The following is a 13,287-nucleotide window of genomic DNA, read 5'->3' on the forward strand; positions in this document are numbered from 1 at the left end:
CTTCTTCGTGTTCTTTGTGCTCTTTGTGGCAAAGTCTTTGTTTCTACCTCATCCGCCTCTGTGCCTCTGTGGTCAGTTCTTATCCCTGACCGCGCGGGCGATGATGTGGTCCTGCATTTCTTCAGACAGGCCCGTGAACCGCGCGGAGTAGCCCCAGACTCGCACGATCAAGTCGGCGTACTTCTCGGGGTGGGCCTTGGCGGCTTTGAGCGTTTCGATGTCGTAGATCGCCGTGTTCATCGTCGTGGCGCCCATCTTCAGGCCCGCTTGCAGAAGACTCTTGACCAGGGCGGCTCCGGCGGAGTTTCTGGGGGCCATGTCGCGAGAGAGGCCCACGTGGAAAATCGCCACGCCGACGGCTTCGTGAAGCGGGCTCTTGGTGGCCGAGCGGATGACGGCAGTGGGGCCGCTGATCGCCCGGCCGGGCGTGGGCGAAAAGTGCTCGCCCACCGGTTCCATCCACTTTCGCCCGTCGGCGGTGGCGCCGCAGTTCTGGGCCGTGGGCAGGAAGCTGTGGTTGAACAGGCATGGCCAGTTCCCTCGCCCCGTAGCGGAAGGATAGTGGCGCACGCAGTCGATGGCGCGCCGTGCGGCCTCGGCGATAATGCGATCGACGTAATCATCGTCGTTGCCGTACTTGGGGGCGGCCAGGCACTGGCGGCGGAGGGGCTCGAAGCCTTTCCAGTCGGCGGCAAGGGCCTGGCGAAGCTGGTCGGCCGTGGCGGCTTTGTCTTCGAAAATCACCTTCCGAATGGCGGCCAGGCAGTCGCCTGCCGTGCCCAGCGTTCCCAGGAAGATACCCAGAATCGGCGTCTCGACGCCGCCGCGGAAAGGATCCAGACCCGTCTCGAGCACCGTCTTGAACGTGCCGGCCATCACCGGCGAGGAGATGCCATGGTCCATGGCCGCTCGCCAGCCTGTGTTCTGCTGCTCGAGGCGCGTCTCGATCTGGTGCTTGAACTGCGTCCAGAAGGCATCGAAGAACTGGTCGAAGCTGGTCATCTCGGCGAAGTCGCCCGTGCACAGTCCCGCCTCGGCCATGCCGGAGAAGTCATGCGCCTGCTCATCCTTGCGCAGGCTCTGCTTGGGGGCCTGGCGGCAGGAGGGGCAGTCTTTGCCGTTGAAGATCGCCAGCTCCAGGCTCTTGAGCGCGTCGACGATGGTGAAGGTGATCGTCGATTGGCCGTCGATCGTGACTTCGTTGCAGCCGTCGTTGGCGAAGTTGCGGGCCAGCTCGATCGGCACGCCGTAGTTCACCAGCGAGGGGATGATCAACTCATCATTATAAATGGTGCCCTGCCCGTGGCCGACGAGCTGCAGCTCGACGACTTTGTCGATAAACGCCGCCGGCGTTCGCGCGTGGATACGGGCGCTGAGGAACGGGTTGGTGTCATTGACGGCGATGGCCGTGTCGATCAGCAGATACGACACATCGTTGGTGGCGTCGTTGCCGGCGGCGTCCTGCCCGCCGACCATCAGGTTCATCAGCCCCATCGCCGGGTGGTCGACGACGATATTCAGTAGCCGCCACAGCTCGCACGTCAGCTCCAGCGCCTCGTCGCGCGTCAGCCGCCCGGCCGCCACGTCGGCAACGTAGAAGGGGTTGAGGTGCTGGTCGAGCCGGCCGATCGTGCTGGAGACGTTGTACATCCCGCGCATGGAGTGGATGAACCAGAAAAGCTGCACTGCCTGGGCGAAGGTCGCCGGCGGCCCGGCGGCCAGGGCGGCGCAGTTTTCGGCGATGGCCTTGAGCCGGTGCCGCTCGGCCGTGGTGGCGCCGGTCATCTGATCCTGGGCCAGCCTGGCGTGTGCGGCGATGAACGAGGCGATGGCCTCGTACACGCATGCGATGTTGCGGAGGTAGTCGGCCTGCTCGGGCGCCAGCCGCGTGGCATTTTCCCGTGCCGTTGCGGCGATGCCGCTGACGCCCAGGCGCAGCAGGGTGCGGACGTCCATGGGGTAATGCAGGTTGTCGGCGCCCCAGTTCATACCTTGGGAGCAGGTGCGCCGCATGGGTCCGGCGATGAGCCCCTGCGGGCGGATCTCGGGGGGCGTCTGGGCGAGGGATTGCACGGTGTGCTCGGCAATCTGCCGGGCCAGTTCGATACGCTTCTGGACCAGATCCTGGGACTGCTGGGCGGTCTGCGTGGCGGTCAACGTCCTCTCCTTTGGCCAAAAGAGCATTCTATGCCCTTTTTTTGTCCTACGGTCAAAGAAAAACCGACGACGAGGACGAGGACGACGAGGACGAAAAGGGATGCACTCATGGTCCGCCTCGGTGCAAGGGGACAAATGGGCCGCTGAGGTCGCAGAGGACGCTGAGGAAGGAAGAAGACGAAGAAACCAGAAGGATGGATGCATGGAAGGATGAATGGATGTGTGGGACGCCGGATCGTCCAGCCAATCATTCATCCAATTATCCAATCATCCAACCATCCATTCTTCCTCAGCGTCCTCAGCGACCTCAGCGGCTATTACTTGCTGCCGCCTTGACTTTGCCGCCCGCCATTCATACCGTCTGTGCTTCTACAGGAGTCAATCGATGATAAAACTGGCGATGATCGGTCTGGGCGGGATGGGACATCATCACGCGGGCATTCTTTCCAAGATGCCCAACGTCAAGATCACCGGCGTGTGCGACCTGATCGAGGACAAGGCCAAGAGCGTCTCAAAGATCACCGGCGCGCCGTACACCCTCAAGTTCCGCGAGCTGCTCGCCGGCTGCGACGCCGTCTGGGTCTGCACCGAACCGTTCAACCGCGTCGAGATCGTCACCGCGGCCGCCGCTGCGGGCAAGCACATCTTTACCGAAAAGCCCATCTGCATCAGCCCCGACGACGCCGACACGATGATCGCCGCGGCAGAGAAGGCCGGCGTCACCTACATGCTCGGGTACGTGCTGCGATACACGCAGCCGTACCGCATCATGCGCGACACGCTGGCCAGCGGCGAACTGGGCGACCTGGTGACCGCCTGGACGCGGCGGTTCATGCCCTTTGACATGTCCGTGGCGCGGTGGTATGGGCACCAGGAAACGTCCGGCGGGGTGGTGCTGGACTTCGGCAGCCACGATATCAACTGGCTGCAATGGCTGGGCGGGCCGGTCAAGAACGTGATGTGCTTCGCGCGGCAGATTCAGCCGAAGATGGACGCACAGGAGCACGGGCTGCTGATGATGAACTTCGCCAACGGCGGGGCCGCCAGCACGGAGATGAGCTGGTGGTCGCACCTGAGCGAGAGTTCGGTGGGCGTGGTAGGCACCAAAGGCGCGATCATCGTCGGGCGCGACGGCGCGGTGCGCAAGAAACTCGACGGCTCCGACGAGCAAGTGCTCGACGTGCAGGCCGCCACGGCGATCGATCCTTCGGGCAACCTCGGACAGCGCGACCAGGCTGGCAAGATCGCCCGCGTCGACAACCCCAACGAGACGATCCAGCAGCATTTCTTCCGCTGCGTCGAGCAGGGACTGACGCCGATCACCAGCGCCCGCGACGGTCGCGACACCCTGAGACTGTATCGCGCGGCGATGGAGTCCGCCCGGACGGGCAAGAGCGTGGAACTGTAGTGTCTGCCCGCGGGTTCCGGGATCAGGGAGATTACGTCCACGAACCTGCCCGCCGAAGCCTCGGCGAAGGCGGGTGTCACGAGTGTCACGAATGGGGAAGAAACAAGGAACCCCTCGAGCAAGCTCGATCGCTGACGTTCCGATCCTGACAATCGCACTGCCGGATCTTAATCAAACGCCCGCATGATGGCCTCGGCGTCCCAGTTGAGCATTTCCGCCAGCGTCTTCTGCTGAGGTTTGGCGATGCGGCCTGGCGGGGTGGCGGGCCACTGCAGTTTGTCTTTGCCGGCGCTGTTTTCGAAAGGCAGCAGCGTGGCGTCCGCGGCCAATGAGGCGGCAGGTTTGCCGACGCCGATGCGGCTTTCAAACGTGTTGCTGACCAGGTACAGCACCGCAGCGTCCGTCAGGTCCGCCGCGGTGAGACGCGAGGCGTCGGCGTCGCCGGTGAAGACGCAACTGCGCACGATCAGCGGGCAGGGCAGGTTCGGCGGCGTGGCGGCGACTTGTCCCACCGGCGCCGCTGCGCCGGCGGGCTGCGTGGCGGGGGCGGCGCTGCGGCAGGCACGGAGCATGTAGCCGCCTTCTTTGGGCGCATCGAGGGCTCGCAACGTGGTCAGGGTGATGACGCCGCCGCAGGCGGCGCGGGCCAGGTCGTGGCGGCCTTCGATCGTGCTCAGCGTGATGAAGAACCGACCGGGCCCCTCCGCCACCAGGGCCTCGCGGTCGCCTTTGATCTCGACGTTCTGCACGATGATGCGATCGCCGGCGAGCTTCAGGGCCGTCTCGTGCTGCGTGCCCTCGGGGCGGGCGGCGTTCCAGAGGCGGATGTTGCGGACAAGGATATCGCGCCCGCGGACGGTCAGGGGAATTTCTCCATGCGGCGGGCCATCCTCCTTCGATAGCTTGCCCCGCATGAGCACCGTGCCGGCGCGGTTGTGCCCGGTCAGGATGATCCGGGCCTTGTCGGGCCCGATGACGACGTTCTCGTCGTAGATACCCGGCAGGACGAGGATCTGCGTCCAGCCTTCGATCTTGGAGTCGGCGGCGTCGACGGCGGACTGGATCGTGCGGAACTCGGTGCGGTTGGCGCCGTTGGAGACGTACAGTATGCGCCCGACCTGCAGCGGGTTAGCCAGCGGCTGACGCTCGGGTCCGCACCCAGCGGCCGCCATTGCGAACATGATGAGCGAGAGAATTCGTTTGTCCGGCATGGACGAACTCCAAAAAGCCAGGTGCCATGGCGGCCGGTCAATTAAGCCGATCCACCAATTAACCAGTTAACCAATCCACCAGTTAACCAGTATCATATCCGCCGCTCAAGAGTTCCTTTGCTGGAGAAACGATCATGACGACGATGCGCCATCGCCTCTCGCTCGACCAGGGTTGGAAGTTCGCGTTGGGACACGCCGCCGACGTGGAGAAAGATTTCGGCTATGGCAAGGACGGGCTGTTTCGCAAGACCGGTTGCTCGCAGGGGCCCGGCGTGCCGGACTTTGACGACGCGGCGTGGCGCAACATCGACCTGCCGCACGACTGGGCGGTCGAGCTGCCCTTCGATCCGCGTGGCGATGTCGCCCACGGGTTCAAGGCCGCCGGGTGGCAGTGCCCGGAGAACTCGGTGGGATGGTACCGCCGCGCGTTTGATCTGCCGGCCGGCGACGAGGGCTCGTGCCTGGCGATCGAGTTCGACGGGGTGTTCCGCAACTGCGTGGTCTGGTTCAACGGCCACTACATGGGCGGCAATTTCGGCGGGTACAACAGCTTCCGCATCGACGTGAGCGCCCAAACCAACTACGGCGGTCGCAATGTGCTGGCCGTCCGCGTGGACGTGTCGAAGGACGAAGGCTGGTTCTACGAAGGGGCGGGCATCTATCGCCACGTGTGGCTGAGCAAGACGGCGCCGCTGCACGTGGCGCCGCATGGCGCGTTCGTGCGGGCCAAGGTCGGCAAGGGCGGGGCGGCGCTGACGATCCAGACCAGCGTGTGCAATTGCAGTGAGCGCGCGGCTGCGTGTCGAGTGACTTCGATCATTCTCGACCCGGCGGGCAAGACCGTCGCGAAGGTCCAGGGCTCGCTGCGCGTGGCGGCGGATGCGACGCGCGAGCTGGTGCAGAAGGCCCGCGTGGCGCGGCCGGCGCTTTGGTCGCTCGATACGCCGCAGCGTTACACGCTGGTGACGCAGGTGCGCGAGAGTTCCAAGCTGATCGACGAAACACGCACGCCGTTTGGCATTCGCACGGTGGCGTTCTCGGCGAAAACCGGCTTTGCCCTCAACGGCAAGCGAATGAAGCTCAAGGGCGTCTGCTGCCACCAGGACCACGCCGGCGTCGGGGCGGCGCTGCCTGACAGCCTGCAGGAGTATCGCATCCGCCGGCTCAAGGACATGGGTTGCAACGCCCTGCGCACCAGCCACAACCTGCCCACGGCCGAGCTGCTCGACGCCTGCGACCGCCTGGGCATGCTGGTGATGGACGAGACCCGCCGCATGGGGACCGACGACGACACGCTGGCCGAGCTGCGCACGATGGTGCTGCGCGACCGCAACCGCCCGTGCGTGGTGCTGTGGTCCATCGGCAACGAGGAGATGGCGATCCAGGGCACGGATGTTGGGCGGCGGATCGCGCGGCGGATGTACCGGATCGTCAAGAGCCTCGACCCCAGCCGCGCCGTGACGCAGGCGATGAACGGCCGCTGGGGCGAGGGGTTCACGCACACCCTGGACGTGCAGGGCTGCAACTACATCAAGTGCGGCAATATCGACGCCTTCCACGAGAAGTTCCCGGCCATGCCGGTGCTGTACAGCGAGTCGGCCAGCACGCTCTGCACGCGCGGGCAGTACGCCATCGACGAAGAAAAGTGTTACGTGACGGCCTACGGGCGCGAGGTGCCAAGCTGGGGATCGAGCCCAGAGGAGATGTGGAAGCACGACGTGGCGCGCCCCTGGTGCGGCGGCGCGTTCGTCTGGACGGGCTTCGACTATCGCGGCGAGCCCACGCCGTACAATCGCTGGCCGTGCATCAACAGCCACTTCGGCATCATGGACACCTGCGGGTTCCCCAAGGACACGTTCTATTACTACAAGGCGTGGTGGGGCAGCGAGCCGCTGGTGCATATTCTGCCGCACTGGACCTGGCCCGGCCGCCAAGGGCAGGAGATCGAAGTCTGGGTACACACGAACTGCCCGGAGGTTGACCTGCTGCTCGATGGGCAATCGCTTGGCCGCCGCGGCGTCGAGCCGCAAGGGCACGCCGAGTGGAAGGTGCCGTACCGCCCGGGCAAACTCGAGGCCCGCGGCTATCGCGACGGCAAGGTGATCGCTCGCGACGCAGTCGAGACCGCCGGCGAGCCGGCCGCGATCGTTCTGATGCCCGACCGCAAAACCATGGCCGCGGATAACCGCGACGCCGTGGTGATCAACGCGGCCGTGGTCGATGGCAGGGGCCGCGTCGTCCCCGGCGCCGAGAACGAGGTCCACTTTGCAGCCACCGCCGGCGGGCGCATCATCGGCGTGGGCAACGGGAACCCATCCAGCCACGAGAGCGACAAGGCCGACAGACGCAACGCTTTCGCCGGACTGTGCCAGGTCATCGTGCAATCGACAGGGCGGGCGGGGCCTGTGACGCTGACGGCGCAGTCGTCATCGCTCAAAGCGGCCAAAGCGGTCATCCAGGCGCGGCGCCCCGGGCTGTGCGAGTAGTCATCCCCCTTCTGCAAGGGCTATGATGTTGTAGGAGGGGACAGTCATGAAGCTCGCACCAGTTGCCGCGTTCGTCGCCGGTCTCGTTGCCTTGGCAGGTTTCGCTATCGCGCAGCCGCCTCCTCCGCCGGTCGAGCAGCCGGTCGTGCTGACCCGGGGACCGGTGCATGAGGCGTTTGCAGAACCCGTTTCGCTGCGCCCTCAGGCGGGCCTGATCGTTCCCAATCAGCCGCCACCGAGCATCGAGGAAATTCCGCCGCTGGACCGTCCTCAAGGTCCGGGGTTCGTCTGGATTCCGGGCTACTGGAACTGGGACACTGACCGCAACGACTTTATCTGGGTCAGTGCCTGCTGGCGACAGAGCCCGCCCAACCGTTATTGGGTGCCGGGCTACTGGGCGCCGGTGTACGATCCCAAGGAAGCCGCCCGCGGGGGCGTGAACATCGGCGTGGGCGGTATCGGCGTCCGCGTCGGCGGGGGAAGGGTGGACGTGCAGATCGGGCGCGGCCTGGGCGTCCATGTCGGCGACCGCGAAGCCCCCGCCCCGGCCGGTTGGGAGTGGATCAGCGGATTCTGGGCGTCGCTGAGCGATCAGGTGATCGAGTATCTTCCTGCCCCGCCGCCTCCGTTCGACCTGCAAGCGCCCGGGCGGGCGCCGGCTGCCGACGCGGTGTGGGTGCCGGGGATCTGGCGCTGGGAGCAGGGCCGTTACGTGCGTCGGGGAGGCTATTGGCTTCGGCAGCAGCGTGACTGGGTCTGGGTTCCCTCGCACTACAACTGGACGCCGCGCGGGTACGTCTTTACCGAGGGATATTGGGACTATCCGCTGCAGCGCCGCGGCGTGCTGTTCGCGCCGGTATATTTCCCCCAGGCCCTCTACCGGCAACGGCAGTACAGCTACTCGCCGAGCATCGCGATCGATCTGGGGGCGATGTCGGCGAACCTGTTCGCCTCTCCTCGATACCGGCACTACTACTTCGGCGACTACTACGCCGACGCCTACACGCGCCAGGGCATCTACCCGCTGTTCCAGAGCGACCGCTACCCCACGTGGTACGACCCGATCTACGTCTATGACCGATGGCGCTACGAAAGTGCCGACCGTCGCTGGCGCGAGCACCGGCGGGAGCTTTACGAGCGCCGCCGCGGCGAAAAGGACCTGCGCCCCCCGCGGACGTATCGCGATCTGGAAAACAGCGTCGGGCGCATGCCGCCCGACCAGCGAAGGGAGATGGAACTGGCCAAGCCCCTGGGGACCGTTATCGCCGAGCGGGACACGGCCTTGAAGTACGGGCAGATGAAGCCTGAAGATCGCCGCAGGATTCTCAGCGGCGCCGACGAGGCGCGGAAGCTCCGTGAAGAACGCGGAAGATGGGAGGCTCCTCGCGAGGGCGCCACAGGCACATCGAGCACGCCTCCGGATGCCCGAGAGGCGAAGGATACGCCCGAGTACGTGCATCCGCGCAGCGTGGGGGCAACGCAGCCCGAGCGAGTCAAGATCGTGCCGCCGCGGGCGACCGCAGGGTCGTCGGCTGAGCCCCCGCCTCCGCCCAATCCTGCCGGAGAACATGGGCGCTGAATAAAAAGCCAGCGCCGCGGGGTGTCCGCGGCGCTGGCTGGAAATTCAACTTGTCGGCGTCAGCGAGGGTTAGCTCAGCTTGACGTTGACGGCCTTGGGGCCCTTGGAGCCTTCTTCGACCTCGAACTCGACGCCCTGTCCTTCGTCCAGGGTCTTGAACCCTTCGCCGACGATGTCGTTGTAGTGAACGAAGACATCCTTGCCATCTTCAGTGGTGATGAATCCATAGCCCTTGGTGTTGTTGAACCACTTTACTGTGCCGCTTGCCATCGAAAAACTCCTTCAGAAAACTAGACACGCCGTCCCTGCATTCCCGTGTCATGGGGTGCAAGGCGCTGGGGTTCCGGCCACCGAGGCCGGTGATTCTTGTAATGACGTGCCAACACGTGAATCGATCTACTCGCTACCCGGACCCCACCCGGGTCTCTTCCGGCGGCGGCGGGAAACGCTTCCAGCCCCGGACCGGAACTTCTGTCGGCGACATTGTCGACACTGCCGCGCGGGCTGTCAACACCCTATTGCCCGAATTTTTAGCGGAGGTTCGCTTGGTTTCACGGCTAGCCCGGATATTTCACCGCGGAGGTCGCAGAGACCGCAGAGGCATTTTGAATGAAAAGACTTACAGAGAATTACGGAAGCTAACGGCGACGTCGAACGGGACGGCGGTTGGGGCGGCGCAGGGCGACGGCGCGCATGGCGGCCGGGCCTGAGGCAGCGCCGGCGGGGGGCTGCGAGGGCGTGAAGCCTTCGATGATGCGGCCGGGCAGTTCGCGGTTGATGAGGATCTCGATCTGAGTCAGTTCGCGGCCCTTGTCGGGGGTGACGAACGTGAAGGCTTTTCCCGCGGCGCCCATGCGGGCGGTTCGGCCGACGCGGTGAACGTAGACTTCCGGATCGTCGGGCAACTCGTAGTTGATCACGTGTGAGATGTCGTCGACGTCGATGCCGCGGCTGGCCAGGTCCGTGGCGACCAGCACGTGCAGCTCGCCCTCGCGGAATCGTTTCATGACCTTGTCGCGGTCGCGCTGCTCGAGATCGCCGTGGATCTCGCGGGCATTGACGCCTTCCTCTCGCAGCAGGTGGGCCACCTTGGCCGCGTCGCGCTTGGTGCGGGTGAACACCAGCGCCAGGCTGGGCTTTTCGACTTTCAGCAGGTGTACCAGCAGGCGTTTCTTGTCCTCGGGCGCCACACTGACGTAGCATTGATCGATCTGGTCGACCGTCAGCTTGTCCGGCGCGCAGAACACCTCCACCGGGTGACGCATGTACTGCCGCGCCAGGCGGTTGATCTCCTCGTGGATGGTGGCCGAGACGAAAATCGTCTGGCGCTGCGTGGCGGCGTGCGAGAGAATGTGCCGCACATCCTCGCGAAAGCCGATGTCCAGCATGCGGTCCACTTCGTCCAGCACCACAAACGACACGTGCTCCAGGCTCAGCAGCCGCCGCTGCATCATGTCCATCACGCGCCCGGGCGTTCCGACGACGATGCTCGCGCCGGCTTTGAGGTCCTGCACCTGAGTCTTCATCCGAGCGCCGCCGTAGACGGTGGCGATCTTGTGCTCGCCGAAGCGCCCCAGCAGGCGCATTTCTCCCGCCACCTGCGCCGCCAGCTCGCGCGTCGGCGCCAGGATCAGACAGCGTACGCCGTGACCGCCCTGGAGATTCTGCAGAATGGGCAGCCCGAAGGCCGCCGTCTTGCCCGTGCCGGTCTGCGCCTGGCCGAGGATGTCCTGCCCGGCCAGCGCCGGCGGGATGAGCTTGATCTGGATCTCCGTCGGTGTGGTCCAGCCCATGTGTTCCAAGGCCTGAAGCCTGGGCCCGTTGAGCCCCAGGGCGGCAAATGCGCCGGTGTCTGTCGTCATGTCATCGCCTCGATTTTGTATGATACTATCAAGGCACGCGGCGATTTGCCAGCAGCTATCAAATCAAGCTTTCAGCTATCAGCCTTCAGTCATCATCCAAAGCGTGCTCTCTCACTTGCTCAAGGGGTCGGTCCAACTGATCCCGTCGGAACCGTACAGGCACAAGTGGGCTCCCCAGTCGCCTTCGAGACCCGGGGCGCCGCAATCGGCCGAGACGGGCTCGCTCGTGACCGACCGGGCCGACAGGTCGAACATCAGGAAGTTCAGCGTGCTGGCATGGCGGTCGCGGGGGAAGGTCGCCGTCTGGGCGACTTCGCCGAGGTCTTCGCCGTTGCGATAGCAGCCCCACTCGCTTTCGCCGAAGAGAATCGTGTTGGCTTCGTCGGGGTGACCGTAGTTGCGGCTGAAGGCTTTGGGCGTGTTGTGGTCCACCCAGTAGTTCATGGCATAGCTGGAGCGAAAGACTGTCGCGTCGGCGTCGATCGATCCGCCGGCGCCGGCGCCGCACATGACGTTGGCTGTCGCGTCGCCGGGACAGACCAGAGCGTTGGAGGTGTACAGCGACGCCAGCGGCGAGACCTCGTACCACTTGGTGGTGCTATCCTTGTACGAACCGGGCAGGTACATCTTGTCGCTGCGGTAATTCGTGATCCCGTCGCTGATCACCCGGATGCGGTTGAGGCATCCGGCCACCATCGACTGCTGGCGGACATACATGAATGAAGGCACCAGGATGCCCACCAGGACGGCAATGATGGCGATGACGACAAGCAGTTCGACCATCGTAAAGCCTCGGTCAGCGGATTGGGCAGGAGATTGTCGCACGGCGGGCTCCCTTCGGGGTGTGGTTGTGCGGAGTCTTCCACAGGTATTCTAGAGCCCGGCCCTGCCGCGGTCAACTGCGCGCCGCAGTAATGCTTTTGCCATGCGGGAAAAGTCGCGGCGGAGGCACCAAGTATTCATCAAAGCCGTTGTGTGGCTTTGATGAGTACTTGCGCTGGATAGGGCACACGGCACCAAATGAAGAAGTAATTTCACACCACGAAATTACTTCTTCATTCAGTGCCTCGGCCGCGACTTTTCCCCCATAACTGAGGGCATGCGCGCCGGATGCGGTTGGCGATCCGGGCCGGCAAGGACAGCGCCGGCATGGCGCGGCAGATCCGCCGCCGGCGGCGAAAGACCTCGGCCGCGTCGAAATCCGCCGTCTCGATGGGCACCGTGGCGTTGGTGCTCAAGAGCCGCGGGCTGGCGGCGAAATCGGCGAACTCGCTCGAGACGATGATCCCCTCCGACAGGCACCGCTCCAGCAACCGCGTGCCCGGATACGGCTGGGCGATGTTCACGCAGGGGATGATCCGCCGGCTGAGCTTGCGGATCCGCCGCAGGTATGCCAGCGACCGCTCGAACCGCTGGGCCGTTTCGCCGGGATAGCCCACGATGACGAAGACCACGATCTGCCGCACCCCCGCGGTGGTCAGCAGTCGCAGGGCCTCGTACGCGCGGCCGGGGTCGAGCCGCTTGTTCATGATCTCCAGCATCTCGCCGTCGCCGTGTTCCAGCGCGACGCTCAGGGACGTGCAGTTGGAGCGTGCGATAAGCCCGGCCAGCGGCGCGTCGATCGTATCGATGCGGATTCCGTTAGGCGCCCGCCAGGCCAGCGGTCCGTGGCGCTGTCCCAGACGGATGAACCCTTCGAGGACTTCGCAGGCGCGCGAGGCGTCGAGGGTGAAGTTGTCGTCCTCGATCTCCAACTCGCGGACCCGGTGCCTGGACATGAGGTAGTCTACGTCGTCCACGACCCGCTCGGCGCTCATCGCCCGCCATCGCCGCCCGCACACCGGATGTACGCTGCAGAACTCGCAGTCAAACGGACAGCCGCGAGAAGTGATGATCGATGCGACCCTCCGCCCGCGGGCCGCCCGCGGAGAGAACTCGAAATACGCCTCCAGGTGCGGGATGTCGTCGTCGACGCGCGGAAGCAGGTCCAGGTCTTCTGCCGCTACGGCCGAGACGTACCGCTGAGGCGGCGCAAGGGGGCGGGTGTAGACGCCGGCGATTTGCTCCAGGGCGGCCCCGCCGGCGATGGCGGACATCACGCCCTCACCCTCGCCGACGACGATAGCGTGGGCTCCCGCCCGCAGGGCCAGGTCCGGCTGGGTCGAGGGATAGACCCCGCCCAGGATGACGCGGGCTCGCGGCAGGCGCTCGATGGCGGCAGCGACGAGGCGGTGACCCACGTGGGCCAACTGGCTGAAGGGCACCGAGACGCCCACCAGGTCCGTATCGCTGCGGAGTTGGGCGACGATCTGCCCGATCGGCTGACCGACCAGCACGCCGCCGGCGAAGGGCTCGCTGTGATCGATCCCGCCGGCGAGGGCGTCGATGAACTGCACGCGATGTGAGCGGGCCTTGAGCGAGGCGCTGATGCTGCGCAGCCCCAGGCAGTGCGACAGGGCGATCTCCTGGCGGCAGGGGAACAGGAACGGCGGATTGATCAGGGCGATATTCATTCCGGCACGATAGACAGATGCAGTCCGTCTTCGGCAAGGGCATCCATGCCTGCGGCGAAAGGGGCTGCTGA

General features: G+C 65.2%; 9 protein-coding genes. 3 read left to right on the plus strand and 6 right to left on the minus strand.

What is annotated here, in order from left to right; genetic code table 11:
* Positions 1–72: 72 nt before the first annotated feature.
* Positions 73–2,157: a pyruvate formate lyase family protein gene (locus ABFD92_11800; protein MEN6505218.1), complete on the minus strand. Its 2,085-nt coding sequence runs from the start codon at positions 2,155–2,157 to the stop codon at positions 73–75.
* Positions 2,158–2,542: 385 nt separating this feature from the next.
* On the opposite strand from ABFD92_11800, the gene ABFD92_11805 reads away from it, so the two are divergent.
* A complete protein-coding gene (locus tag ABFD92_11805) occupies positions 2,543–3,565 on the plus strand; it encodes a Gfo/Idh/MocA family oxidoreductase (protein MEN6505219.1) in 1,023 nt (340 codons plus the stop codon).
* 167 nt (positions 3,566–3,732) lie between these two features.
* On the opposite strand, the gene ABFD92_11810 is transcribed toward ABFD92_11805, so the two are convergent.
* Positions 3,733–4,776, minus strand: coding sequence for a pectinesterase family protein (locus ABFD92_11810; protein MEN6505220.1), 1,044 nt, complete (start codon positions 4,774–4,776; stop codon positions 3,733–3,735).
* A 134-nt stretch (positions 4,777–4,910) separates the two neighbouring features.
* Between ABFD92_11810 and galA the strand changes: the two genes are divergently transcribed.
* Together galA and ABFD92_11820 are read left to right on the plus strand one after the other, a co-directional pair.
* Positions 4,911–7,262 (plus strand): beta-galactosidase GalA, encoded by a 2,352-nt coding sequence (gene galA, locus ABFD92_11815; protein ID MEN6505221.1) that lies wholly within the window; start codon positions 4,911–4,913, stop codon positions 7,260–7,262.
* Between the two features lie 46 nt (positions 7,263–7,308).
* Entirely contained in the window at positions 7,309–8,841 is a 1,533-nt protein-coding gene (locus ABFD92_11820; GenBank protein ID MEN6505222.1) for a hypothetical protein, read from the plus strand.
* 69 nt (positions 8,842–8,910) lie between these two features.
* Here the strand turns inward: ABFD92_11820 and ABFD92_11825 are convergent, their stop codons facing one another.
* The 4 genes from ABFD92_11825 to ABFD92_11840 form a co-directional block, all read right to left on the minus strand.
* The gene (locus tag ABFD92_11825) at positions 8,911–9,111 is read right to left on the minus strand and encodes a cold-shock protein (GenBank protein ID MEN6505223.1); all 201 of its coding nucleotides are present in this window, start codon (positions 9,109–9,111) and stop codon (positions 8,911–8,913) included.
* A 368-nt stretch (positions 9,112–9,479) separates the two neighbouring features.
* Positions 9,480–10,703 carry a DEAD/DEAH box helicase gene (locus ABFD92_11830; GenBank protein MEN6505224.1) on the minus strand — a complete coding sequence of 408 codons (1,224 nt, stop codon included), beginning with the start codon at positions 10,701–10,703 and terminating at the stop codon, positions 9,480–9,482.
* A 111-nt stretch (positions 10,704–10,814) separates the two neighbouring features.
* Complete coding sequence (locus ABFD92_11835) at positions 10,815–11,528, minus strand: type II secretion system protein (GenBank protein ID MEN6505225.1); 714 nt, start codon at positions 11,526–11,528, stop codon at positions 10,815–10,817.
* Between the two features lie 230 nt (positions 11,529–11,758).
* On the minus strand, positions 11,759–13,216 hold the full coding sequence (locus ABFD92_11840) for a radical SAM protein (GenBank protein MEN6505226.1): 1,458 nt from the start codon (positions 13,214–13,216) through the stop codon (positions 11,759–11,761).
* Positions 13,217–13,287 lie beyond the last annotated feature (71 nt).

The organism is Planctomycetaceae bacterium, assembly GCA_039680605.1.
Taxonomy (GTDB): Bacteria; Planctomycetota; Phycisphaerae; order SM23-33; family SM23-33; genus JAJFUU01.